The 23,954-nt window shown below is 74.8% G+C and carries 22 protein-coding genes; 8 read left to right on the top strand and 14 right to left on the bottom strand.

The features are described 5' to 3' along the window. Position 1: 1 nt before the first annotated feature. Genes ACI783_RS10275 through ACI783_RS10260 form a run of 4 tightly spaced genes read right to left on the bottom strand, consistent with a single transcriptional unit; the run spans position 2 to position 3,421 of the window. On the bottom strand, positions 2–862 hold the full coding sequence (locus ACI783_RS10275) for an SDR family NAD(P)-dependent oxidoreductase (protein ID WP_457140361.1): 861 nt from the start codon (positions 860–862) through the stop codon (positions 2–4). Continuing rightward, entirely contained in the window at positions 859–1,761 is a 903-nt protein-coding gene (locus tag ACI783_RS10270) for an SDR family NAD(P)-dependent oxidoreductase (protein WP_457140360.1), read from the bottom strand. Before ACI783_RS10270 ends, ACI783_RS10275 begins: the two co-directional genes overlap by 4 nt. Further along, the gene (locus ACI783_RS10265; protein ID WP_457140359.1) at positions 1,758–2,852 is read right to left on the bottom strand and encodes a hypothetical protein; all 1,095 of its coding nucleotides are present in this window, start codon (positions 2,850–2,852) and stop codon (positions 1,758–1,760) included. The genes ACI783_RS10270 and ACI783_RS10265 overlap by 4 nt, the downstream gene beginning before the upstream one ends. After that, positions 2,849–3,421, bottom strand: coding sequence for a UGSC family (seleno)protein (locus tag ACI783_RS10260; RefSeq protein WP_457140358.1), 573 nt, complete (start codon positions 3,419–3,421; stop codon positions 2,849–2,851). Before ACI783_RS10260 ends, ACI783_RS10265 begins: the two co-directional genes overlap by 4 nt. A gap of 335 nt (positions 3,422–3,756) precedes the next feature. Between ACI783_RS10260 and ACI783_RS10255 the strand changes: the two genes are divergently transcribed. Continuing rightward, positions 3,757–4,659: an IclR family transcriptional regulator gene (locus ACI783_RS10255; protein WP_457140357.1), complete on the top strand. Its 903-nt coding sequence runs from the start codon at positions 3,757–3,759 to the stop codon at positions 4,657–4,659. 120 nt (positions 4,660–4,779) lie between these two features. Here ACI783_RS10255 and ACI783_RS10250 read toward each other — a convergent pair whose 3' ends face one another. Together ACI783_RS10250 and glsA are read right to left on the bottom strand one after the other, a co-directional pair. Continuing rightward, the gene (locus tag ACI783_RS10250; RefSeq protein WP_457140356.1) at positions 4,780–5,328 is read right to left on the bottom strand and encodes a DinB family protein; all 549 of its coding nucleotides are present in this window, start codon (positions 5,326–5,328) and stop codon (positions 4,780–4,782) included. A 19-nt stretch (positions 5,329–5,347) separates the two neighbouring features. After that, complete coding sequence (glsA, locus tag ACI783_RS10245; RefSeq protein ID WP_457140355.1) at positions 5,348–6,280, bottom strand: glutaminase A; 933 nt, start codon at positions 6,278–6,280, stop codon at positions 5,348–5,350. A gap of 48 nt (positions 6,281–6,328) precedes the next feature. On the opposite strand from glsA, the gene folP reads away from it, so the two are divergent. Further along, positions 6,329–7,189 carry a dihydropteroate synthase gene (gene folP / locus ACI783_RS10240; protein WP_457140354.1) on the top strand — a complete coding sequence of 287 codons (861 nt, stop codon included), beginning with the start codon at positions 6,329–6,331 and terminating at the stop codon, positions 7,187–7,189. Positions 7,190–7,339: 150 nt separating this feature from the next. On the opposite strand, the gene cutA is transcribed toward folP, so the two are convergent. Beyond that, positions 7,340–7,669 (bottom strand): divalent-cation tolerance protein CutA, encoded by a 330-nt coding sequence (cutA, locus tag ACI783_RS10235; RefSeq protein ID WP_457140353.1) that lies wholly within the window; start codon positions 7,667–7,669, stop codon positions 7,340–7,342. 18 nt (positions 7,670–7,687) lie between these two features. Between cutA and ACI783_RS10230 the strand changes: the two genes are divergently transcribed. The 5 genes from ACI783_RS10230 to ACI783_RS10210 all read left to right on the top strand — a co-directional run bounded on the left by ACI783_RS10230 (position 7,688) and on the right by ACI783_RS10210 (position 13,269). Next, positions 7,688–8,116, top strand: coding sequence for a PaaI family thioesterase (locus ACI783_RS10230; protein ID WP_457140352.1), 429 nt, complete (start codon positions 7,688–7,690; stop codon positions 8,114–8,116). Positions 8,117–8,199: 83 nt separating this feature from the next. Continuing rightward, complete coding sequence (locus ACI783_RS10225; RefSeq protein ID WP_457140351.1) at positions 8,200–9,795, top strand: 4-coumarate--CoA ligase family protein; 1,596 nt, start codon at positions 8,200–8,202, stop codon at positions 9,793–9,795. Between the two features lie 227 nt (positions 9,796–10,022). Next, positions 10,023–11,513 (top strand): ABC transporter permease, encoded by a 1,491-nt coding sequence (locus tag ACI783_RS10220; RefSeq protein ID WP_457140350.1) that lies wholly within the window; start codon positions 10,023–10,025, stop codon positions 11,511–11,513. A 28-nt stretch (positions 11,514–11,541) separates the two neighbouring features. After that, on the top strand, positions 11,542–12,231 hold the full coding sequence (locus ACI783_RS10215; protein WP_457140349.1) for an ABC transporter ATP-binding protein: 690 nt from the start codon (positions 11,542–11,544) through the stop codon (positions 12,229–12,231). Between the two features lie 45 nt (positions 12,232–12,276). Continuing rightward, positions 12,277–13,269 (top strand): NAD(P)H-quinone oxidoreductase, encoded by a 993-nt coding sequence (locus ACI783_RS10210; protein ID WP_457140348.1) that lies wholly within the window; start codon positions 12,277–12,279, stop codon positions 13,267–13,269. Between the two features lie 6 nt (positions 13,270–13,275). Here the strand turns inward: ACI783_RS10210 and ACI783_RS10205 are convergent, their stop codons facing one another. From ACI783_RS10205 to ACI783_RS10195, 3 genes are all read right to left on the bottom strand, one after another. Continuing rightward, positions 13,276–15,342, bottom strand: coding sequence for a SpoIIE family protein phosphatase (locus tag ACI783_RS10205; RefSeq protein ID WP_457140347.1), 2,067 nt, complete (start codon positions 15,340–15,342; stop codon positions 13,276–13,278). After that, the gene (locus ACI783_RS10200; protein WP_457140346.1) at positions 15,339–16,502 is read right to left on the bottom strand and encodes an acyl-CoA dehydrogenase family protein; all 1,164 of its coding nucleotides are present in this window, start codon (positions 16,500–16,502) and stop codon (positions 15,339–15,341) included. The genes ACI783_RS10205 and ACI783_RS10200 overlap by 4 nt, the downstream gene beginning before the upstream one ends. A gap of 75 nt (positions 16,503–16,577) precedes the next feature. Further along, positions 16,578–17,795 carry a cysteine desulfurase-like protein gene (locus ACI783_RS10195; RefSeq protein ID WP_457140345.1) on the bottom strand — a complete coding sequence of 406 codons (1,218 nt, stop codon included), beginning with the start codon at positions 17,793–17,795 and terminating at the stop codon, positions 16,578–16,580. A gap of 87 nt (positions 17,796–17,882) precedes the next feature. Here ACI783_RS10195 and ACI783_RS10190 point away from each other — a divergent pair, with 87 nt between their 5' ends. Further along, on the top strand, positions 17,883–18,422 hold the full coding sequence (locus ACI783_RS10190) for a bacterial proteasome activator family protein (RefSeq protein WP_457140344.1): 540 nt from the start codon (positions 17,883–17,885) through the stop codon (positions 18,420–18,422). 163 nt (positions 18,423–18,585) lie between these two features. Here the strand turns inward: ACI783_RS10190 and ACI783_RS10185 are convergent, their stop codons facing one another. From ACI783_RS10185 to ACI783_RS10170, 4 genes are all read right to left on the bottom strand, one after another. After that, positions 18,586–20,217 (bottom strand): methyl-accepting chemotaxis protein, encoded by a 1,632-nt coding sequence (locus ACI783_RS10185; protein ID WP_457140343.1) that lies wholly within the window; start codon positions 20,215–20,217, stop codon positions 18,586–18,588. Between the two features lie 220 nt (positions 20,218–20,437). Beyond that, entirely contained in the window at positions 20,438–22,069 is a 1,632-nt protein-coding gene (locus ACI783_RS10180) for a methyl-accepting chemotaxis protein (protein ID WP_457140342.1), read from the bottom strand. A 159-nt stretch (positions 22,070–22,228) separates the two neighbouring features. Then, positions 22,229–23,035, bottom strand: a complete 807-nt coding sequence (locus ACI783_RS10175; protein ID WP_457140341.1) for an HAD family hydrolase — start codon at positions 23,033–23,035, stop codon at positions 22,229–22,231. Next, positions 23,028–23,951, bottom strand: coding sequence for an HAD family hydrolase (locus tag ACI783_RS10170; protein WP_457140340.1), 924 nt, complete (start codon positions 23,949–23,951; stop codon positions 23,028–23,030). The genes ACI783_RS10175 and ACI783_RS10170 overlap by 8 nt, the downstream gene beginning before the upstream one ends. Between the last annotated feature and the right edge of the window lie 3 nt (positions 23,952–23,954).

Genomic DNA, 23,954 nt, shown 5'->3' with positions numbered 1-23,954 from the left:
GTCAGCCACCGGCCGGGACGGCCGGCTCGGGACGGCGCAGCGGGAACGGCGTCATCCCGCCGCCGTCGATGGGGATGGCCTGGGCGGTGATGTAAGCGGCCTCCGGCGAGGCGAGGAAGGCGACCGCGGCCGCGATGTCCTCGGCCCGCCCGGGGCGGCCGACGGGGATGTTGCGGCCGCGCTGCTCCATCAGCGCCGCCTCGTCGGCGTCCGGCGCCGCGGAGAGGAACGCCCGGCTGGTGGCGACCAGGCCGGGGCACAGCGCGTTGACCGTGATCCCCCACGGCCCGAGGTCCATCGCCAGCGCGCGGGTCAGGCCGATCACCCCGGCCTTGGAGGCGGAGTAGGCGCCGGAGAACGGCGCGGCGGTCAGCCCGGCCATCGAGGAGATGTTCACGATCCGGCCCGACCGCTGCGCGCGCATGACCGGCACCGCGGCCGAGCTCATCAGCCAGGGGCCGCGCAGGTTGACCGCGAGAACCCGGTCGAACACCTCGATCGGCACGTCGGCGACGTCGGCCCGGTCCGGGCCCTGCGGGGCGGCCGCGTTGTTGACCAGGACGTCGAGCCGGCCGTGCCGGTCGACCGCCGCGGCGACCATGGCCGCGGCGTCGCCGGGGTCGCTGACGTCGCCGAGCACGGCGAGGGCGTCCCCGCCGGCCGCGGTGATCTCCGCGGCCAGCGCCTCCACCCCGCCCCAGCCGGCGCTGCGCTGCTCCTGCCGGGCGTTGGGCACGCCGGCCGGCTGCAGGTCGGTGACGACGACGGCGTGCCCGGTGGAGGCGAGCCGGCGGGCGATGGCCTGGCCCATGCCGTCGGGCTTGCCACAGCCGGTGACCAGCGCGACCCGGGGTGCGCTCACGCCTGGGCTCCCGAGACGGCCACCGGGACGGCCTCGGGGGTCACGGTCGCGGGCACCTCGACGGGCCGGGGCCGGGGTGGCTTGCCCACCGCGGGGCCGCCGTCGACGGAGAGGATCTGCCCGGACACCCAGCGCGCGTGGTCACTGGCCAGGAAGAGCACCGCCTGCGCGATGTCCCAGGGCGTGCCCTCGGTGCCCAGCGCGGAGAAGCCCTTGCGGATCTCGCGCATCTCCTCGGACATGTTGGCCGCGGCGAACGCGCCCCAGATCGCGCCGACCTGCACGCAGTTGACCCGCACCCCCTGGTCACCGAGGGTGTTGGCGGCGCCGACGGTGAGGTTCTCCAGCCCGGCCTTGGCCAGGTTGTAGACCATCGCCGGGCCGCGGGCGCGCACGCCGACCGAGCTGATGTTCACGATCGCCCCGCCGCGCGGCAGCCGGGGTGCGGCGTGCCGGGTCATCTGCCAGGCGGTGGTCAGGTTGAGGTCCATCAGCTGGTGGAACCGCTCGGGGGTCACCTCGAAGACGCCGGCCCGGTCGCCGACGGCCACGTTGTTCACCAGCGTGTCGACCGAGCCGAACGCGGCCACGGTCTCCTCCACGGCGCGGCGGCAGTCGTCGTCGTCCAGCAGGTCGGCCACGACGACCACGGCCTCCCCGCCGTCGGCGGCGATCCGGTCGACGGTGCGCTGGGCGGCGGCCCGGTCGCGGTCGAGCACGGCGACCCGGGCACCGTGCGCGGCGAGCACCCGGCTGATGGCGAAGCCGACACCGGGCTGCTCGGTGCTGGTCTGGCCGCCGCCGGTGACCAGTGCGGTGCGCCCGGTCATCCAGCGGTCGCCGGCGGCGCCGAACGGGTCCTGCAACGGGTCGGGCTGGTTCCCTGCCGGGTGGGTCACGAGGCACTCCCTTGTGCGGTGGTGGTGGTGCCTTCGACCGGTACCGAGCTGGCCGACCAGCCGGAGAAGACCCGGACGACCATCGAGATGCCCGCGTTGCGGGCGCCGGCGACGGCGATGGGCAGGACCTCCGGGCCGGCGGCGGCGAAGAGGGGGTCGAAGGCGTCGGGTGCGGTGGTGCCGTCGGCGAAGCGGACGCCGTTGTCGCCGACGCCGTCCTTGCCGACCCGGGCGAGGTCCGCCTTGCTGCGCCCGCACCGCTCGACCAGCCAGGCGCGGACGTCGGCCCGGCTCATCCCGGCGCCGGCGAGCAGCTGGGCGTGCTCCGGGCAGAAGACGATCCCGGCCGGGGCGTGCTTGAAGATCAGCGCCCCGCTGCGGGAGATGGTGTCGGCGAAGTCGGCCAGCAGCTGCTCGGGGTCGGCGGTGTGCCGGTTGTCGACGTACTCGACGGTGCGGGTGAGCATCGCGGAGACCGCGCTGGTGCCGGCGGGCACGCCGCCCTCGACCGACATCGGCTCCCAGGGGCTCTCCTCCTCGTTCTCCCCGAGGCAGACCTGCCAGCGGCCGGGCAGCCCCTGGGTCGCCTGCTCGAAGCCGTGCGGGACGACGCCGAAGGCGTTCCGCACGATCAGCCCGAGTGCCCGGGGGATGGTGGCGTTCGCGCGGAACCCGGGCCCGAACACGCCGCCGGCGGAGTTGATGCCCAGCTCGGCGCGGACCGGCCCGTTGACGACCAGCAGCGGGGAGGGCCCGCTGGTGCTCTGCCAGCCACCCCCGGTGGCCGACCGGTCGCGCTGGATCGCCGCCCAGGCGGCGAGCACCACCGGGAAGTACTCGGGCCGGCAGCCGGCCATGGCCGCGTTGATCGCGGCCAGCTCGACGGTGACCGTGCGGTGCAGGTGCGGCATCTCCCCGATCACCTCGTCGGGGGCCCGGTCGACGGTGGCGAGGAACTCGTCGACCAGCGGCCGGGTGGCCGGCACCAGCGGCAACCCGTCGGACCAGCCCTGCTCGTAGCAGTGCTCGATCGCCAGCCGCGCAGCGTCCGGGTCGGCCTCGACGGCGGCGCGGGACTCGACCGCGGTCACGAGGCCCGCCCGCGCAGCACCGCGGCGCCGTCGGCGGCGGTCACCGTGGCGACCACCTCCGGCACCAGCCCGGCAGCCCGCTCGGCGACCGCCTCCGGGGTGAGGATCGCCACCGGGTGCGGGGTGGTCAGGTAGGCGTAGTCCGGGTCGCCCTGCACCTCGGCCATGCCGCTCGCGGTCGCGGTGAACGCGTCGGAGCAGATCACCGCCGTCGGCACGCCGGCGCGCTCCAGGGCGATCCCGTCGGCGACGGCCGAGGCGCTGCACGACCCGCAGTCCCCGACCCCGACCAGGACGACGTCGCACTCGCGGGTGAGCTCCTCGAGCAGCTCGGCGGGCATCGGCAGCGCGAACGCCGTCTTGGTGCGGCGCAGCACGGTCGTCGCCCCCCGCTCGCGCTCCAGGTGGCCGGCGATCTCGTCCAGCAGCAGGGCGGCGTTGTGCTTGGTGTTCTCCAGCAGCCCGATGCGGGCGCCGGCCAGGTCGGCGCGCCGGGGCGCGAGCGAGCTGCTGGCCACCCGCACCGCGCTCAGGCCGGTGGGGTCCAGGACGTCGGCGAGGGTGGCCATCACGCCTCCCTCACGCAGACGGGGCGCGGGGCGGGGCGGCGGCGCTGCTGCCTCTGACGGGACATCGGACGGTCCTCCTCGGGTGGAGCTCCCCCGGCCACCCCGAGGACGTCGGGGCGGCCGGGCGGGCCGCGGTCTGGCGGGTGACCGGGGTCACCTCGGGCCTGTGGATGATCGTGGTCCGGGCGCCGTCGGCGGAGCGAGATGGCTTCCCCCCGGCGGAAGCGCCGTCCGATCGGCGGTGCTTGACAAGCACCCTGGAACAGCCGGAGATTGTGATCACCGCCACCAGTCACCCGCCGGTCTGCCCACCCGGTCCGAGCCAGGAGGACGACATGCCGGCAACGATGCCGCTGCACTCGACCACCACCGACGGGGCCCGCCGCCCCAGCCGCCCGTCCGCGACGGGCGGCGCCACCCCGGGGAGCTCCGCCCCCGCCTCACCGGCCACCGCCGCCGGCCGCACCCTCGCGGTGCTCGCCGCCTTCGGCCCGGAGCACGCCTCCCTCTCGCTGTCCGACATCAGCCGTCGCACCGGGCTGTCGCTGACCACCACCCACCGGCTGGTCGGCGAGCTGCGCCAGTGGGGCGCTCTGGAGCGAGGCCCCGACGGCCGGTACGCCATCGGCCTGCGCCTGCTCGAGCTGGGTGCCCTGGCGCCGCAGGGGCTGCAGCTGCGCGAGCTGGCGCTGCCCTTCCTCGACGACCTGCACCACGCCACCCGGGCCAACATCCACCTGGCGGTCCGTGACGGCCACGACGTGGTCTACGTGGAGGCACTGCGCGCCCGCGGCGCGGTCCGGGTGCTCTCCCGCCTCGGCGGGCGCTGGCCGCTGCACGCCACCGGCACCGGCCAGGTGCTGCTGGCCTACGCCGACCCGGAGGTCCAGCGCGAGGTGCTCGCGAGCCCGCTGCGCCGGTACACCGCCAACACCATCACCGACGTCGACAAGCTCCGCCGGGTGCTCGCCGAGGTCCGGCGCACCGGCGTCGCGATCGCGGAGAACCACCTGCCGCCCGCCGGGGCGCTGGCCCTGGCCGTCCCGGTCCGCGGGCCGGGCGACGAGGTGGTCGCCGCGCTCGGGGTGACCGTGCAGCGCGAGACGGTGAAGAGCCACGCGCTCATCCCGGTGCTGGCCGCCACCGCCCGCGGGATCAGCCGGGCCCTCGGCGCGCCGTCGGTGAGCACCGTCGACCCGCGCACCGTGCGCCGCACGATGGAGCCCGACCTCATCTGAGGAACCCCGACCTGGTCCCGGCGTCCGTTCCCGGGATCAGGAAGGCTGATCGTGCGTGCTCCTGGCTCACGTCCGGAGGTGAGCCAGGAGCACGCACAGTGAGCCAGGACGCCCGGGCGGCTAGTCGCCGGTGGCGCCGTCGATGCGCTCACGGAGGAGGTCGGCGTGGCCGTTGTGCCGGGCGTACTCCTCGATCATGTGCAGGTACACCCAGCGCAGCGACACCTGCGCGCGGGTCCGCCGGGTGCGCCCACGGCTGAGCTCGTCCAGCGAACGCCACGCGGCAGCCACCGCCCGGCTCGCCTCCACCTCGGCGGTGAACGCGGCCAGCTCCGCGGGGACGGCGGCCACCGGGTCGTCGCCGTCGCGGCCGACCCCGTCGAAGTCGCCGTCCTCGTCGCCCGGGGCGCAGTACACGTCCCCGGCGTCCTCGCCGTCGATGACCCGCCGGAACCACGCGCGCTCGACCTCGGTCATGTGCCGCAGCAGGCCGCGCAGGCTCATGCTCGACGGCGGCACCGACCGCTCGCCGAGCTGCTCGGGGGTGAGGCCCGCGCACTTGTGCAGCAGCGTGGCCCGGTGGAACTCCAGCCAGGCGTCCAGGGCGGCGCGCTCGCCGTCCGTGTAGGGCGGGTCGATGCGGTCGGGTGCGGCGGGGAACTCGTTCACCGGGCCAGTCTGCCCGGCGCTACAGCAGGGACATCCCCAGCCGCTCGCTGAGCAGGTGCAGCGCCGCCCGGCCCGCCCGGGAGTTGCCGGCGGCGTCCAGCGGCGGGGACCACGCGCAGAGCCCGAACCGGTCCGGCACCACGCCCATCACCGCGCCGGCCACCCCGCTCTTGCACGGGAAGCCGACGTCGTAGGCGAACTGACCGGCCGCGTCGTAGGTGCCGCACGTCAGCATCACCGCGTTGACCCGCCGGGAGAACGGATCGGTGAGCACCCGGTCGCCGGTCCGCGGGTCGACCCCGTCGTGGGCCAGGAACCGCGCGGCGCGGGCGAGCTGCCGGGTGGTCACGGTCAGCGCGCACAGCTGCGCGTAGGCGTCCACGACCTCGGCCACCGGGTGGGTGAAGTTGCCGAACGAGCTCATCAGGTGGCCCATCGCCGTGTTCATCTGCGCGCCGGCGCGCTCCTCGGCCAGCACCTCGGGATCGGGCTCGAGCCGCTCACCGACGAGGTCGGCCAGCAGGTCGGCGACCTCGGCCACCGCCGCCTCGGGCGAACCGGTGGCGCCCACCAGCACGTCGCAGACGACGACGGCACCCGCGTTGATGAAGGGGTTGCGGGGCACGCCGTGCTCGCGTTCGAGCTGGACGAGGGAGTCGTAGGGATCCCCCGACGGCTCCCGGCCGACCCGCCGGAAGACGTCCTCGCCGACCAGGCGGAGCGCCGCGGTCAGCGTGAACACCTTGACCACGCTCTGCACCGGGAAGCCCACGTCGGCGTCACCGGCGACGTGCTCGGTGCCATCGAGCTCGCACAGCGCCAGGGCGAACCGGTCGGGCCCTGCTCCCTGCTGGGCCACCTCGTCGTCCTCGGCGAGCGGGCGGGCCTCGGCAGCAACCTGGTCCAGGGCGTCGGTGAGGTCGTCGGGCACGTCGGTGGGGGTGCTGGACACCCCTGCACGTTGCCACGGCCCGCCTGACCGGGCTGGTTGAGTGGGGCCATGCTGCGCATCGGTGCCCTCGACGTGCCGGACGGCGGGCTCGTCGTGATGGCGATCGTCAACCGCACCCCCGACTCCTTCTACGACCGCGGCTCCACCTACCAGCTGGACGCCGCGCTGGCCCGGGTCGAGCGGGTGGTGGCCGAGGGCGCGGACATGGTCGACGTCGGCGGGGTGAAGGCCGCCCCGGGCGCGGAGGTCCCGCCCGAGGAGGAGGTCCGGCGCACCGTCGACCTGGTCGCCGCGATCCGCGCCGCCCACCCGCGGTTGCCGATCTCGATCGACACCTACCGGGCCGAGGTGGCCCGCGAGGCGCTCGCGGCCGGCGCCGACGTCGTCAACGACGCCTGGGGCGGGTTCGACCCGGAGCTGGCCGTGGTCGCAGCCGAGGCCGGCGCCGGGATCGTCTGCACGCACGCCGGCGGGCTGCCGCCACGCACCCGCCCGCACCGGGTCGGCTACGACGACGTGATGGCCGACGTCGTCGCCCGGACGACGGCGCTGGCCGAGGCGGCGGTGGCGGCGGGGGTGGACCGCGAGCGGGTGCTGGTCGACCCGGGGCACGACTTCGGCAAGAACACCCGGCACTCGCTCGCGGCGACCCGGCGGCTCGACGAGCTCGTCGCGACCGGCTGGCCGGTGCTGGTGGCGCTGTCGAACAAGGACTTCGTCGGGGAGACCCTCGACGTGCCGGTCGAGCAGCGGCTGACCGGCACGCTCGCGGCGACGACGGTGAGCGCCTGGCTGGGCGCCCGGGTCTTCCGCGCGCACGACGTCGCCGCCACCCGGCAGACCCTGGACATGGTGGCGTCGATCAAGGGCGACCGGCCCCCGGTGCGCAGCATCCGAGGTCTGGCCTGACGCGTCCCCACTTGGCAGCAGCGACGCACTGCTGCCCCTCTCGCTCGAGCTCGAGCTCGAGCGCACAACGGTCGACACGAGAAGCGACCTTCAGCACACGTGGTTCCTTACTGCCCCGGGGGCCGATCCTCGCCTCATGAGGACGAGCCATCACGGCTCGCGGGTCTCGGCGACCACCCAGGTCCAGTAGTCCGGGTGCCCACCGCGCAAGGGCAGCGCGATCACGCAGGGCACCTCGTCGGGGTGCTCGACGTCCGCCCGCGCGGTGATCTCGCCCACCAGCGACAGCCGGGTGTGCAGCGCCACCCGGGCCTGCTGGTCGTCGTGGACCGCGCCGTCCCACCGGTAGACCGCCCGCACCCCTGGCTGCACGTGCCCGCAGGCGGCCAGCCGGTCCTCGACCAGGGCCCGGGCCCACCCGGCCAGCCACTCGCCGTCCTCGGCGGTGACGACGACCTCCACGAGCTCCTCGGCGTCCACACGCCTAGGTTGCCAGGCATGGCCGCCACCGGGTTCCACACCGCCGCCGAGCTCAACGACCTGCTGCCGGGCACGCTGCCCGGGCTGCTCGGCATCGTCATCGACGACCACGAGCCCGGCCGGCTCGCCGCGCACCTCGACGTCCGGCCCGACCTGCTCGCGCCCAACGGCTTCCTGCACGCGGCGAGCGTGGTGGCGCTGGCCGACACCGCCTGCGGGCTGGCCACCCGGGCGCTGCTGCCCGAGGGCGCGAGCGGGTTCACCACGATCGAGCTGAAGAGCAACCACCTGGGCACCGCGCGCGAGGGGCGGATCGAGGTGGTCGCCACCAACGCGCACGCCGGGCGGACGACGCAGGTGTGGGACGCCGTGGTGACCGCGCCGGCCACCGGGAGGACGATCGCGCTGTTCCGGTGCACCCAGTCGGTGCTGTGGCCGCGAGGCTGAGCACTACCCGCGGGTAACCACTGTGTGACTCGGGACACGCCGGGTGTGAGACTGACGCCACACCCCTGAGTCGAGGAGGACCCGTGGCGCTGAGCAGTCGTTACCCGGACGTCGAGATCCCCGAGCTGTCCGTGCCGGAGTTCGTGCTGGCCGGCACCGCCGAGCGCCGGGAGTCCCCGGCCCTGGTCGACGGCCTCTCCGGCGAGACGATCAGCCACGGCGAGCTGACCTTCTACGTCCAGCGGATGGCCGCCGCGCTCGCCGCCCGCGGGCTGCGCAAGGGCGACGTCGTCGCCGTGTTCAGCCCGAACACCATCTGGTACCCGGTGGTCTTCCACGGCATCGCCGCGGCCGGCTGCGTGGTCTCCCCGGTCAACGCCCTGTACACCCCCGACGAGATCGCCTTCCAGCTGAAGGACTCCGGCGCGAAGGTGCTGATCACCATCTCCGCGTTCCTCGACCGGGCGCAGGCCGCGGTGGCGCAGGCGCCGGTCGACGAGGTGGTGGTGATGGACGGCGCCGAGGGGCACGCCTCGCTGCGCGACCTGCTCACCACCGACGCGCCCGCCGCCGAGGTGAAGATCGACCCGGCCACCGACCTGGTCACGCTGCCCTACTCCAGCGGCACCACCGGGCTGCCCAAGGGCGTCATGCTCACCCACCGCAACCTGGTGGCCAACGTGACCCAGTCGCGCCCGCTGGCCGGGGTCGAGGAGGGCGACGAGCGGATCATCGCCGTCCTGCCGTTCTTCCACATCTACGGCCTGACCGTGCTGATGAACCAGGGCCTGCAGTGGGGCGGCACCGTGGTCACCCTCCCCCGGTTCGACCTGGAGCAGTTCCTCCGCACCATCCAGGACCAGAAGATCACCCGGGCGTTCGTCGCCCCGCCGATCGTGCTGGCGCTGGCCAAGCACCCGCTGGTCGACTCCTTCGACCTCTCCTCGCTGCGCAGCATCACCTCCGGCGCGGCCCCGCTGGACGAGGCCCTCGCCCAGGCGGCCCAGGACCGGCTGCGCAAGGGGGCACCGGACGGCGTCAGCGTCGGGCAGGGCTACGGGATGACCGAGCTGTCCCCGGTCTCGCACACCACCCCCGAGCCCGGGCTGGAGCCCGCGGGCGCCGGGCCCACCCCGAAGGGCACCGTGGGGTATGCGCTGCCCAACACCGAGTGCCGGCTGGTCGACCCGGCCACCGGCGAGGACTGCGCCCCCGGGGAACGCGGCGAGCTGTGGGTGCGCGGCCCGCAGGTGATGGCCGGTTACCTGAACAACCCGCAGGCCACCGCGGACACCCTGGACGCCGAGGGCTGGCTGCACACCGGCGACGTGGCGATCGTCGACGACGAGGGCCGGTACACCGTCGTCGACCGGGTCAAGGAGCTGATCAAGTACAAGGGCTACCAGGTGGCGCCCGCCGAGCTGGAGGCCGTGCTGCTGGGCCACCCGGAGGTCACCGACGCCGCGGTCATCGGGGTGCTGGAGCGGGAGAGCGGCGACGAGCTGCCCAAGGCGTTCGTCGTCCGGGCACCCGGCTCGGCGCTGACCGAGGACGACGTCATCGCGTTCGTCGCCGAGCGGGTGGCGCCGCACAAGAAGGTCCGGATGGTCGAGTTCATCGAGCAGGTGCCCAAGTCGATGGCCGGCAAGATCCTGCGCAAGGACCTCAAGGCGCGCTGACGCGGCTCCCCACCCCGGCGGGCAGCCCGGGGCGGGAGCAGAGGTGACACGGCTCACCCATGCTCCCGCCCCTCACAGCCCAGCCCGCAGCGCGTTCACAGGTCTTCCTCAGGCCCGGCCGGACGATGACGTGCGGAACACATCCCGCACCCGTCGACCGGACCGGTCGGCGGGCATCACCCTGCCCGCCCCAGCTCCCACGAGCCGGCGGGAGCTGGAGGACGAGCATGCTCCTGACCTACGTGCGCCGCGAACTGAGAGGGCGGTTGCGGCAGACCGTCATCGTGGCCGTGGGCCTCGCCCTGGCCATCGCCCTCGTCCTCGTCGTGAACGCCGCCTCCGCGGGCGTCCGGAACGCCCAGGACGCCGTCCTGGAGTCCGTCTACGGCGTCGGCACCGACATCAAGGTCACCCAGGCCGCCGAGCCGGGAGCCGGCGGCGGCCGCGGGCAGTTCTCCTTCGGTGCCGACGACGGCACCACCAGCGACGACGGGTCGACCACCGTCGCCACCGATCAGCTGAGCATCGCCCGGGGCACCACGGCCATGAGCAGCGACGTCGTGAGCACCATCTCGGCCGCGGACGGCGTCTCCGACGTGACCGCCACTCTCATGCTGATCGACCAGACCTTCAGCGGCGAGCTCCCCGACGCGGGCTCCGCTCCGGCGGGCCCGCCGACCGGCGGTGGCGAGCGCGGCGACGGCTTCCGCGGCGGCAACTTCAACGTCAGCAGCTTCGGCGTCGAGGGCATCACCCCCGGCGCCACCGCGCTCGGCCCGCTGGCGGGCGCCGCCGTCGCCGACGGTCGCGGCTTCACCACCGCCGACGTGGGCGCGGACGTGGCGCTCATCTCGCAGAGCCACGCCGACAGCGCGGGGCTGTCCGTCGGCAGCACGATCACCCTGACCGGGACCGCCGTCACCGTGGTGGGCATCCTGGCCAGCGACGACTCGGCCACCACGCTGTCCGACGTGTACCTGCCGATCGACGTGGCACAGGAGCTGTCCGGGCTGACCGACCAGATCACCACCGTGTACGTGCAGGCCACCAGCGCCGACACCGTCGACACCGCTGCCGCCGCGATCACCGCCGCGCTGCCCGACGCCACCGTCACCACCCAGTCCGACCTGGCCTCCGGCGTCACCGGCTCGCTGTCCTCTGCGTCGTCGCTGGTGCAGAACCTGGGCAAGTGGCTGTCGATCGCGGTGCTGGCCGCCGCCTTCGGCCTCGCGGTGCTGTTCACCATCTCCGGCGTCACGCGCCGCACCCGTGACTTCGGCACCCTGAAGGCGCTGGGCTGGAGCAACGGCCGGATCGTCCGGCAGGTGGGCACCGAGTCCCTCGTGCAGGGCCTCATCGGCGGCGTCGCCGGCCTGATCATCGGCGTCGGCGGGATCCTCGCCCTCAACGCGGCCGGGATCAGCCTGTCCGGCACGACCGGTGGCGGCACGGCGACGGCAGCGCCCGGAGCAGGGGCCGGGGGCCCCGGAGCCCGGACCGGGGGGCCCGGAGCCGGCGCGTTCGGCGGCAACATCCCCGGCGGGCTCGGCCAGGCGGCGAGCAGCACCGTCGAGACGGTCCTGCACGCGCCTATCAACGTGGCCTTCATCGCCACCGGGGTCGGGATCGCCCTGATCGGCGGCCTGCTCGCCGGGGTGATCGGTGGCTGGCGCGCTGCCCGCCTGCGCCCCGCCGCGGCCCTGCGCAGCCTCGACTGACCACCCCGACAGACAGGAAGACACCGCCGTGTACACGCTCACCGACGTCAGCAAGACCTACCGGAACGGCAAGAAGGAGGTCGAGGCGCTCTCACACGTCTCGCTGACCATCCCCGACGGGCAGATGGTCGCCATCCAGGGCCCCACCGGCGGCGGCAAGTCGACGCTGCTGCAGATGCTGGGGGCGCTCGACCGGCCCACCTCGGGCTCGGTACTGCTCGGCGCCGATGACCTGGCAGCGGTCTCCAACCAGCGGCTGACCCAGCTCCGGGCCCGGGAGATCGGCATCGTGTTCCAGTCGTTCAACCTCATCCCGACGCTCACCGCTCAGCAGAACGTGGAGACCGCGCTCGTCCCGCTCGGCGTGAAGGGGCGGGAGCGGGCCGAGCGGGCGGCCGCGGCGCTGGACTCCGTGGGTCTGGCCGAGCGCAGTGGCCACCTGCCGGCGGAGCTCTCCGGTGGTCAGCAGCAGCGCGTGGCGATCGCCCGGGCACTGGTCCGCCAGCCGAAGGTGCTGCTGGCCGACGAGCCCACCGGCAACCTGGACGAAGCCACCCGTGACGAGATCGTGGCGCTGCTGGAGCAGATGTGGCGCGACCAGGGGCTCACGCTCATCATGGTCACCCACGACTCGTGGGTCGCGCGCCGCGCGCAACGGCAGCTGCGGATCGCCCGCGGCAAGATCACCGACTCGGGGGTGCAGACCCCGGCCGCCTGACGCCGCGCGTGGTCCCGGGCCTGCCGCGCGCCTAGGGTCGGGGGCGTGCGCGCGGTGACGATCAGCCAGCCCGGCGGCCCCGACGTGCTCGGCTGGGGCGAGGTGCCCGACCCGGTGTGCGGGCCGGGTGAGGTGGTCGTCGACGTCGTCGCGACCGCGGTCAACCGGGCCGACCTGATGCAGCGGCAGGGCTTCTACCCGCCCCCGCCGGGCGCCAGCGAGGTCCTCGGCCTGGAGTGCAGCGGCGTCATCAGCGAGGTCGGGGACGGCGTCGAGGGCTGGTCGGTCGGCGACGAGGTGTGCGCGCTGCTGGCCGGCGGCGGCTACGCCGAGCGGGTGGCCGTCCCGGCCGGGCAACTGCTGCCCCGGCCCGCGGGTGTGGAGCTGGCCAGTGCCGCGGCGCTCCCGGAGGTCACCTGCACGGTCTGGTCGAACGTCTTCCTGCTCGCCGGGCTGCGCGCCGGCGACGTCCTCCTGGTGCACGGCGGCTCCAGCGGCATCGGCACCATGGCGATCCAGCTGGCGGTGCGCGCCGGCGCCCGGGTGGCCACCACCGCCGGCAGCGAGCAGAAGCTCGCCGTCTGCCGCGAGCTGGGCGCCGACATCCTGGTGAACTACCGGAACGAGGACTTCGTCGGGCGCATCCGCGAGGCCACCGACGGGCACGGCGCCGACGTCGTGCTGGACAACATGGGCGCCGCCTACCTGGCCCGCAACGTCGACGTCCTCGCCGACGGCGGCCGGCTGGTGGTCATCGGGATGCAGGGCGGCCGGAAGGCCGAGCTGGACCTGAGCCGGCTGCTCGCCAAGCGGGGCAGCGTGCACGCCACCGCGCTGCGCTCCCGGCCGGCCACCGGCCGTGGCGGCAAGGCGGAGATCGTCGCGGCCGTGCGGCACGACGTGTGGCCCGACGTCGAACGCGGCGTGGTCCGCCCGGTCATCGACCGCCGGCTGCCGATGTCCCGCGCCGCGGAGGCGCACGCCCTGCTGGAGGAGAGCTCGCACATCGGCAAGGTGCTGCTGCTCCCGGACGCCTGAGCGCGGTCACGCCTCCGGGGAGCGGCCACCCACCGTGGGCCGGACGGCGACGAGCGCGACGTCGTCCTCTCCCGGCTGCGGGACCATCCTGGTCAGCAGCCGGTCGCAGAACCGGTCCAGGTCGGCCTCCGCGCACTCCTCGACCGTGGCCAGCAGCCGATCGGTCCCCTCGTCCAGCGACTCCCCCCGCCGCTCGACCAGCCCGTCGGTGTAGAGCAGCAGCGTGGCGCCGGCCGGCAGCGTGGTCTGCTCCGACGACCGTGGCGCCCCGGCGTCCACGCCCAGCAGCAGGTCGGCCCGGCCGCCTCCGGGGGTGAGCAGCCGGGCTTGCCCCGAGCGCTCCAGCAGCACCGGCGGGGGGTGCCCGGCGTTGGACCACTGCACCTGCAGCCCCGCGGCGTCGTCCCGCTCGGGGGTGCCCAGCTGGGCGACGACGGCGGTGGCGATCGTCTCGAGCTCCAGGCCCTCGATCGCCCGGTCGACGGCGGTGAGCACCGAGCCGGGTGAGTCGGCGCCACCGTGGCCGATGCCCCGCACGAGCCCGCGCAGCTGCCCCATGGCCGCCGCGGCCCGCGTGTCGTGCCCCGCCACGTCACCGATGACCACCAGCAGGTCACCGTTGCGGCGGCGGAACGCGTCGTACCAGTCACCGCCCACCTGGGCCTGCTGGGCGGCCGCCAGGTAGCGGACGGCGATGTCGGCGAAGGACGTCTCCGGCGGTGCGGTGAGCAGGCTCCGCTGCAGCTCGGTGGCGACGTGCCGCTGGCCGGCGTAGAGGAGGGCGTTGTCCAGCGCCACCCCGGCCCGACGGCCGATCTCCTCGGCGAGCTCCAGCTCGAGCTCTCCCAGCTGGTTCCCCCCGGGGGTGCCGACCAGCAGGATGGAGCCGAGGGGCCGTTCCCGGCCGGTGATCGGGACGGCGACCGCGCTCCCCATGCCCAGCTGGGTCACCAGGGCGCGCAGTTCGGGGTCGGCCACCTGGCCGGCCAGCTCCTCGGGGCCGATGCGGGGCAGCAGGACCCGCTCCCCCGCCGCGGCCCGCCGGCTGGGCTCGGTGAAGCAGTGGCGCGCCTCCTTCAGCTCCTCCGCCGCCCGGGCCACCGGCGCGAGCGCGGGATCGCGGTGCCGCATGGCGACGTTGTGCAGCCGGCCGTGCCCGTCGAGGACCTGGATGCTGATCCAGTCGGCCAGCCCGGGGACGAGGGCCTGCGCCAGCCGGGTCAGCGGCTCGGTGACGTCCAGCGGGCCCATCAGCGACTCGGAGACGCGAGCCAGCAGCTGGACGTGCCCGGCGAGCCGGTCGCGGTCGCGCTCCGCCGTCCGCTGCGCCGTCACATCGGTGGCGAACACCAGCACCACCGGCCGGCCGGTGTCGGTCTGGGTGGTCGCCGAGCTCAGTTCGAGCACCCGGCCGGCGATGTCGATGTGCGCCGGCCCCTGCTGCCCGCCGACCGCGGAGAAGGCCGCCTGAGTGCCCGGGACCACCTCGTCGACGGGGCGCCCCAGCACCGCCGGCCCGAGGCCGAGGAGGTCCTCGGCCTGACGGTTCCAGCCCAGCAGCTCACCCGTCGGCTCGGCCACCAGGACCGGGATCGGGACGTGCTCCAGCAGGGCCCCGACCGCGGTCACCCCCCGCGTCCCCGCCCGGTCGGGCGGCCCGGGCTGCCGCGTGATCGCCGCGAGCACCCCGGCGTGCCGGCGCCGCTCCCGGCTGGCCGTGCGCAGCTCGTGCACCCGGGCGGGCAGGTCCGGGTCGTCCACGCCGGCGACGAGCAGGTCCAGGGGCACCTCGGGGGTGAAGGCGGCCTGGCGGCGCACCGCCACCGGGTCCACCGCCAGGACGGCGATCCCCGCTCCCGGTGCCAGGCGGTGCGCGCGCTGGGCCAGGAGCACCGCCGCCGTGGCCCGCGTGCCCAGCACCACGAGGTCGACCGGGGCCTCGGCGGGGCCGAGGGCGTCCGCCAGGTCGACGGCGGACACCTGCTCCAGGCCCGGTACGCCCCCGAGCCGCGCCAGGTCCTGCGGCGTGCCGTCGACGAGGACGCAACGACCCGGGACAGGAGCGGCGCTCACTCGCCCAGGAGCGGCAGGCCGAGCACCGCCCGGCCGGTCCAGGTGCGCAGGATGTCCGTCGTCGGGCTCATCACGTCCGCTGCCCGGGCGTCCCGCAGGTGCCGCTCCAGCGGGGAGCGGTCCCGGTAGCCGATCCCACCGACCAGCGTCATCGCCTCGTTGGTCACCTGCACCGCGCACTGGGCGACCTCGGCCTTGGCCGCGGCGAGGCCGGGCAGGGCGGCTGCGCCCCCGGCATCGGCCTCCTCGGCGGCCCAGTGCACCAGTCGGCGGGTGCGCTCGACCTGGGCCCACAGGACCCCCAGCCGGTGCTGCAGGAGCGGCTCGGCAGCCAGCCGGCGGCCGGTGTGCGCGTGCGCCCGCCGGTGCAGGTGCGCCACCGCCTCGTCGAGCGAGGCCTGGGCGACCCCCAGGTAGGAGCCCGCCATCGCCATCAGGAAGTAGGGGGCGACGACCTCGAAGACGTACCAGAGCTGGTCACCCTCGGCGCCGAGGAGGTGGTCGACGCCGAGGCGGACCCCCGCCAGCCGAGCCCGCCGGGAGGAGTTGCCCCGCATGCCGATGCCGTCCCACCGGTCGGTCCAGGTCAGGCCGGCGGTGTCCCCGGGCACCAGGACGCAGGAGAACTGCCCCACCGGCGCCTCCGGGTCGGCGGCGACCGTGCTGACCACGTACGAGTCGGCCTGCCCGCCGTTGGTCACGAACGACTTCTCGCCGTCGAGCTGCAGCTCCGCCCCGTTCCGCGTCATGCGGGTCTGCGGCAGCCAGAAGTGCGCACCGGTGCCGGGCTCCGACAGCGCCAGCGTCGTGAGGTGCTCCCCGGCGACGATGGCGTCGAGGAACCCCTCGCGCTGCCGCGGCGTCGGCTTCGCCGCGATCACCGCCGTCCCCACGCAGTGCATCCCGAAGCACAGGGCCGTCGAGGCGCAGACCCGGCCGACCGCCTCGCAGACCGCGACGACCCCGCGCAGGCCGAGCCCGGACCCGCCCATCGGCCGTGCGGCCGCGAGACTCCCGAGACCGGCGGCCTGCAGGGCCCGCAGCGCCTCGGCGGGCCACACCCCGGAGTCGGTCCGCTCGACCAGCGGGCCGGCGACGGTCCCGGCCACCTCGGTGGCCCGGGCGGTGGCCTCGGCGATGCTCACCGGGGCCGCTGTCATGAGCCAGAGCATAGGCACTGCCGCCCCGGTCACCCGGTCGGCACAGGCGCCCCTGCCGGGAGGCCGGCGGACCCCTCAGCCCAGCTCGTCGATGCACTCGACCAGCCGCTCGACCTCCTCGGCCGTGTTGTAGTGCATCAACCCCAGCCGGACGGCGCCCCCGACCTCGTTGACCCCGATCGCGTCGAACAGCTCGCGGGCGAAGAAGTCACCGTCCCAGGCGCAGATGCCGCGGCGGGCCAGCTCACCGGCGACCTGCCGCGGGCGCATGCCGGAGACGGTGAACGACAGCGTCGGGGTGCGCGGCCACGGCTCCCCCACCACGTGGACGTGCGCCATCCGCCGCAGCGCGGTGTCCAGCCGGTCGAACAGCTCACCCTCGTAGCGGCCGACGGCGGCCATCGCGGTGGCCAGCCGCTGGCGGCGCGTCCCGGTCGCCTCCGGGCAGAGCGCGGCGAAGTGGTCGACGGCGGCCGCGACGCCGGCGTACAGCTCGAACGGCGGGGTGCCCGGCTCGAACCGCTCCGGCACCCGGTCCGACGCCGGCAGCAGCTTGTCCGGCCACAGCTCCTCCCACAACCCGGGATGGGCCACGACGGCGCCCACGTGCGGGCCGCACCACTTGTAGGCCGACAGGGCGAGGAAGTCCGCGCCGAGCTGCTCGACGTCCAGCGGCAGGTGCGGGGCCGCGTGCGCCGCGTCGACGTACACCAGCGCGCCCACCTGGTGCGCGCGGCGGGCGATCGCGGCGACGTCCGGGCAGGTGCCGATGGCGTTGCTGGCCGCGGTGACCGCCACCAGCCGGGTGCGGTTGGTCAGCAGCTCGTCGTACTGCCAGTCCGGCAGCTCCCCGGTCTCGATGTCGACCTCGGCCCAGCGCACCACCAGCCCGAGCCGGTCGGCCACCTGGAGCCACGGCCGGACGTTGGCGTCGTGGTCCAGCCGGCTCACCACGATCTCGTCCCCGGCGCGCCAGTGCTTGGCCAGCGCCCGGGCGACCGCGTAGGTCAGCGAGGTGGCGTTCGGACCCAGCACCACCCCGCCCGCGACGCCGCCCACCAGGTCGGCGACGGCCGAGCGCGCGCCGGAGACCAGCTGCTCGGCCCGCGCCGAGGAGGGGAACACCCCGCCCCGGTCGGCGATCGGCACCCGCATCGCCTGGGAGACCGCGCGGACCACGCTCTCCGGCACCAGCGTGCCGCCCGGGCCGTCGGCGTGCACGAAGCCGTCGGACAGGCCCGGGAACAGGCCCCGGACGCGGGCGACGTCCAGCCGCCCGGCACCCGATGACATGCCCGGAGCCTATGCGGGCGGAGGTGGCGGCGGTCACCTCGGGCGGCCCCGGGCACACGGCTCCCGGGCGCGGGGCAGGATGGGGCCATGACTCCTCCTGGCACCGGTGAACCCCACCCCCAGCAGGTCCTCGTCGTGGGTCCCGACGGTCAGCCGGTCGGCGCGATGCCGATGCCGCAGGACGGCGGCGACGACGGCGCCCCCGGCGTCGGCGACCTGGTCGAGCAGCCGGCCAAGGTCATGCGGATCGGCACGATGATCAAGCAGCTGCTCGAGGAGGTCCGGGCCGCGCCCCTGGACGACGCCAGCCGCAACCGGCTCCGCGACATCCACGCCTCCTCCATCCGTGAGCTCGAGCAGGGCCTCGCGCCCGAGCTGCGGGAGGAGCTGGAGCGGATCACGCTGCCGTTCACCGAGGGCGAGACGCCGTCCGACGCCGAGCTGCGGATCGCCCAGGCCCAGCTGGTCGGCTGGCTGGAGGGCGTCTTCCACGGCATCCAGACCGCGCTGTTCGCCCAGCAGATGGCCGCCCGCGCCCAGCTGGAGGAGATGCGCCGCAAGGCGCTGCCCGGCAGCGCCGGGCAGCCAGGGCACGAGCCGCGGCACGGCGGCGGGCAGTACCTCTAGTCGGCCTACCGGCCTCCACCGCGGCCAGGAGCCGTGCCCGGCTGCCGTTGAGCCGTTGCCGGTGAGGTGGGCAGGGACCCTCCGGGCCCCGTGCCCACCTCACCGAGCACGCTCCGCGTGCGCTGTCCGCCCCCCAGCTCCCGCTCGGGTACGGCGCCTCCGCTCAGAGGGTGAAGCGGTGGACGGCGGCCTGGAGCTCGTCGCTCATCCGGGACAGCTCCTCCGCCGAGCGCTGCGCCTCCTCGACCCGCTGGTTGGTCTCCGCGGTGCCCGCGGCCAGCCCGGTGATCGCCGAGGCGATGCCCTGCGAGGACGACGCCGCCTCGGCCACGTTGCGGTTCATCTCGTTGGTCGTGGCGGTCTGCTCCTCCACCGCCGCGGCGATCGTCGCCTGGAAGTCGTTGATCTCCCCGATGACCGAGCTGATCTGCCCGATCGCGTCCACCGCACCGGCGGTGTCGGCCTGGATCGCCTCCACCCGGCGGGCGATGTCCTCGGTCGCCCGCGCGGTCTCCTGCGCCAGCTCCTTCACCTCGTTCGCCACCACGGCGAACCCCTTGCCCGCCTCACCGGCACGCGCCGCCTCGATCGTGGCGTTCAGCGCCAGCAGGTTCGTCTGCTCCGCGATCGAGGTGATCGTCTTCACCACGTTGCCGATCTCCTGCGACGAGTCACCCAGCTTCCCGACCGTCCGCGTGGTGTTCTCCGCCACGCCCACCGCCTGGTTCGCCACCCGCGAGGCCTCGCTCGCGTTCTGGCTGATCTCCCGGATCGCCGACTCCATCTGCTGCGAACCCGTCGACACCGTGTCCACGCTCGAGGCCACCTCACCGGCGTTGGCCACCACCACGTCGGCCTGACCCGCCGCCGTCCGCGCGTTCGCCGACATCGCCGCCGCACCCGCCGTCAGCTGCTGCGACGCCGCACCCAGGCGCGATGCCGAGTCGCTCACCAGCGACAGCACCCCACCCAGGGACTCCAGCGTGCGGTCCAGCGACCGGGCGACCTCACCGATCTCCGCGCCGCCGGTCTCCCCGGCGCGCACGCTCAGGTCGCCCTCGGCGACGCGGTCGAGCACCTCGCGCACCCGCTGCACGGGGCGGGTGATGGAGCGCACCAGCAGCAGCGACAGCAGCACCGACACCGCGATGCCGGCGGCGACCACGACGACGGTCAGCGCGCGGGCGGCCTCGTAGGCGTCCTGGGCCTCCTGGGCCGTCGCCGCGGCGACGGCGCTCTGCGCGTCGGTCGCGGTGGTGATCGCCTCGATGGCGGTCACCTCCAGCTCCTGCTGCTGCGGGACGATCGCCATGATCAGCTCGAGGTCGCCGACGTTGGCCAGGATCTGCGCCTGGTTCTCGAAGAAGCCGAGGGCGGCGTCCCGGAACTGCTCGAACGACGCCCGGACCGGATCGCTCAGCGCACCGGTGTCCACCGCCTCGAGCGCCTCGGTGAGCCGGCCCTGCGCCTCGGTGGCCGCCTCGCCGTTCTGGGCGAGGACCTCGTCCGGGAGGTTCTCCATCGCCGATCGGGCGGAGTAGGCCTGCTGCTCCCACCACAGCGACTCCAGGTCGTCCAGCTGCTCCAGCGGGCGGGTGCCGCTGTCGTAGACCTCCTGGGCCTGGTGGCTCAGGGTGCCCATCCGGTCGATCCCGATGACGCCCACGGTGAGGGTGGCCAGGGCGACCACGAGGATCGCGGCGAGCAGCCGGCCCCGCAGTCCCACCCGGCCGAGCCCCGCGAGCGGTCCGGCACCCCCCGGCTCGGGGACGGTGCTGTGCGTGTCGACGTCCATGGATCTCTCCCTCGTGGTGGCTGTGGTGGTGGTGCGACGACCTGGCTGCCCCTGGGATCGGTTCCACCGGGGGAACTGTTGAGTGCGGCCCGGCTGTCTTCCGCCGTCCGGAACACGAAAGACGGCAGGGCCTGCCGGGTGCTCCCGGCAGGCCCTGCTGTGGCCACCTCGCCGGGCCCGGCCGCGAACTGGCGCGCGGTGGGGGCGAGGTGGTCGCTGCTCAGACGGTGAACCGGTTGACCGCGGCCTGCAGCTCGTCGCTCATCCGGGACAGCTCCTCCGCCGAGCGCTGCGCCTCCTCGACCCGCTGGTTGGTCTCCGCGGTGCCCGCGGCCAGCCCGGTGATCGCCGAGGCGATGCTCTGCGAGGACGACGCCGCCTCGGAGACGTTGCGGTTCATCTCGTTGGTCGTGGCGGTCTGCTCCTCCACGGCCGCGGCGATCGTCGCCTGGAAGTCGTTGATCTGCGCGATCACGGTGGAGATCTCCCCGATCGCGTCCACCGCACCGGCGGTGTCGCCCTGGATCGCCTGCACCCGCCGCGCGATGTCCTCGGTCGCCCGCGCCGTCTCCTGCGCCAGCTCCTTCACCTCGTTGGCGACGACGGCGAACCCCTTGCCCGCCTCACCGGCACGCGCCGCCTCGATCGTGGCGTTCAGCGCCAGCAGGTTCGTCTGCTCCGCGATCGAGGTGATCGTCTTCACCACGTTGCCGATCTCCTGCGACGAGTCACCCAGCTTCCCGACCGTCCGGGTCGTGTTCTCCGCGACGCCGACCGCCTGCCCCGCGACCCGCGCCGCCTCGGTCGCGCTCTGCGCGATCTCCCGGATCGCCGACTCCATCTGCTGCGAACCCGTCGACACCGTGTCCACGCTCGAGGCCACCTCGCCGGCGGAGGCGACGACGACGTCGGCCTGACCCGCCGCCGTCCGCGCGTTCGCCGACATCGCCGCCGCACCCGCCGTCAGCTGCTGCGACGCCGCACCCAGGCGCGACGCCGAGTCGCTCACCAGGGTGAGCACCCCACCCAGGGCGTCCAGGGTGGTGTCCAGCGAGCGGGCGACGTCGCCCAGCTCGGCGCCGCCGACGTTCCCGGCCCGCACCCGCAGGTCGCCGGCGGCGACCCGCTCGAGGGTCTCGCGGATCCGCTGCACCGGGCGGGTGACGCTGCGGGCCATCAGGACGGCGAGCGCGACGGAGACCAGGAGGCCGATCGCGACGCCGATGATCGTGAGTGTGCGTGCGCTGGCGTAGGCGTCGCGGGCCTCCTGCACGGTGGCCGAGGTGGCGGCGATCTGCGCGTCGCTGGCGGCGGTGAGCGCGTCGACGGCGTTCGTCTCGGCCTCGATCAGCGTGGGCAGCACGGACAACGGGTCACCACCGGCGGCACCGATCTCGGCCATCTGGGCGCTGGTGTCGTCGTAGAGCTGGATCGCGGTCTGGAAGTCCTGGAACGCGACCTCGGTGGCCGGCCGGAGGGCGACCTCGTCGAGGCCGGCGCGGAGCTCGTCCAGCGTCGCGCGGATGGCGACGGTCTGCTCCTGCAGGCCGGCCACGAGGTCCGGCGCGAGGCCCGGGCTCATGCCCCGGGAGATGGTCGCCTGGTACTGCCAGTAGCTGGAGCGCAGCAGCAGGATGTCGCGCAGCGGGACCGCGCCGTCCTCGTAGACCGCCTCGGCCTGGTCGCTCAGCTCCCCCATGCGCGTCACGCCGAGCGTGCCGACCGCGAGCGTGGCCAGCGTGACCAGCAGGAAGGCCGCGAGCAGCCGGGCGCGCAGGCCCGTGCGCTGGACGAGACCCGGCCGTCGGTCCGGGTCGGTGGGCGTGGCCTGGTGGGCCCGAGCGTCGGTCATGGCGTACCTCTCCTGCGATGGACGCACCCTGGGCGCCCTTGTCAGCCGGAGATCGGCAGCGCACGACCGGTTCTGGAGCACAGTGCGGATGCGCAACCAGGAAGTCCGCTGGATCGGGTGACATCGTTCCCACGGAGGGCCGATGCAGCCGGTCCGACCTCAGCTGCGCAGGGTGGCCAGGAAGGCCGCGACCCCGTCCGCGTCGTTGGCGACGGTCACGTCCGTCGCGACCGCCAGCACGTCGGGGTGCGCGTGGGCCATCGCCACCGCCCGGCCACCGCCGTCCCGCACCCACTCGAAGGCGGCGATGTCGTTGGGCATGTCACCGAAGTAGACGACGTCGGCCGGGGACACCCCGCGCTCGGCGGCGAGCCGGGCGAGACCGGTCGCCTTCGTCACGCCGGCCGCCGAGATCTCGGCCATCGCGTCGGAGGAGGAGGTGGTCACCGTGGCGGTGTCCCCCACCACCTCGGCGACCAGCGCCACGAACTCGTCGCGGCCGAGCCGCTCGTGCCGGGCGAGCAGCTTGGCCACCGGCTGGGCGACCATCTCCTCCAGGGTCGCGACCGCCACGCCGGGCGCGTCCTTGTCCCAGCGCGGCCGGTAGATCGGCTCGTGCCGGAACTGGTCGCCGTACTCGACGGCGAACCAGGTGTCCGGCTGCCGGCGGCGCAGCTGCGCGGTGACCTCCTGCAGCACCTCCGGCTGCACCGGGTGCTCCTCCAGCACGCTGAACCCGGTCAGGTCGAGCAGCACGGCGCCGTTGCAGCAGATCGCCGTCCCCCCGCCCAGCCGCTCGCGCACCCCGAGCATCCAGCGTGGCGGCCGCCCGGTGGCCAGCACCAGCGGCACCCCCTCGGCGTCCCACCAGCGCAGCTCGGCCAGCGTCGCGTCGCTGATCGTCTCGTCGCTGCGCAGCAGCGTGCCGTCCAGGTCGCTGACGATCAGCTTCGGCCGGTCAGCCACCGGTGCCCTCCAGCTCCAGCAGGGCTTCCAGGTACCGCGCCACCCCGTCGGCCTCGTGGCCGCTGGTCCGGTCGCCGGCGGCGGCGCGGACCAGCGGGTGGGCGTTGGCGACGGCGACCGCCCGGCCGCCCCCGTCCCGCACGGCCTCGATCATCGGCAGGTCGTTGGGCATGTCGCCGAAGACGAGGACGTCACCGAAGCCGAGCCCCAGGGCGTCCAGCACGACCTGCAGCCCGGTGGCCTTGGTGACCCCCGGGGGCAGCACCTCGATGAACCCGAGGCCGGCGTGGGTGAGCTCGGCGACCGAGGGGTCGACGACGCGGCGGGCCAGCTCCACCAGCTGGTCCTCCCCCAGGCGGGGGGAGCGCAGGAACACCTTGAGCACCGCCCCCACGGGCAGCACCTGGTGCCGGGGCAGCAGGTGGGCCGGCTCGGGGTAGGGCCAGTCGAAGCCGTGCTGCACCCGCAGCGGGCGCATCGCCTCGGACTGCTCGGCGGCGTCCTCCACCGCGACGATCAGGTCGCCGGCGACGCCCTCGATCGCCGCGATCACCTCGGTGGCGACCTCTCGGGGCATGCCGACCGTGCGGAGCACCTCGTCGGGGGCGCCGTCCGACCCGAACCGGACGACGTAGCCGCCCTGGGCCAGCACCGCGATCCCCTGCCCGGCGAGGGCGGCGCGGACGCTCTCCAGCAGCCGCGGCCCACGGCCGGTGGCGCCGACCACCGGCAGGCCGGCGGCCCGGCAGGCGGCGATCGCCGCCGCGGTGCGCGGGCTGACCTCCCCGTGCGCACCCAGGAGGGTGCCGTCCAGGTCGCTGACCACCAGCCGGGGCCGCCACGACCCCAGGCGGGCGCCCAGGTCGCCCAGGTCGACCACCTCACCCGCCGCCGCGGCGGCCGCGGGTGCGGTCAACCC

This window comes from Modestobacter sp. SYSU DS0511 (assembly GCF_054050755.1).
Note: the sequence above shows the minus strand (reverse complement) of the source record. Positions and strands in the feature narration are given on the sequence as shown.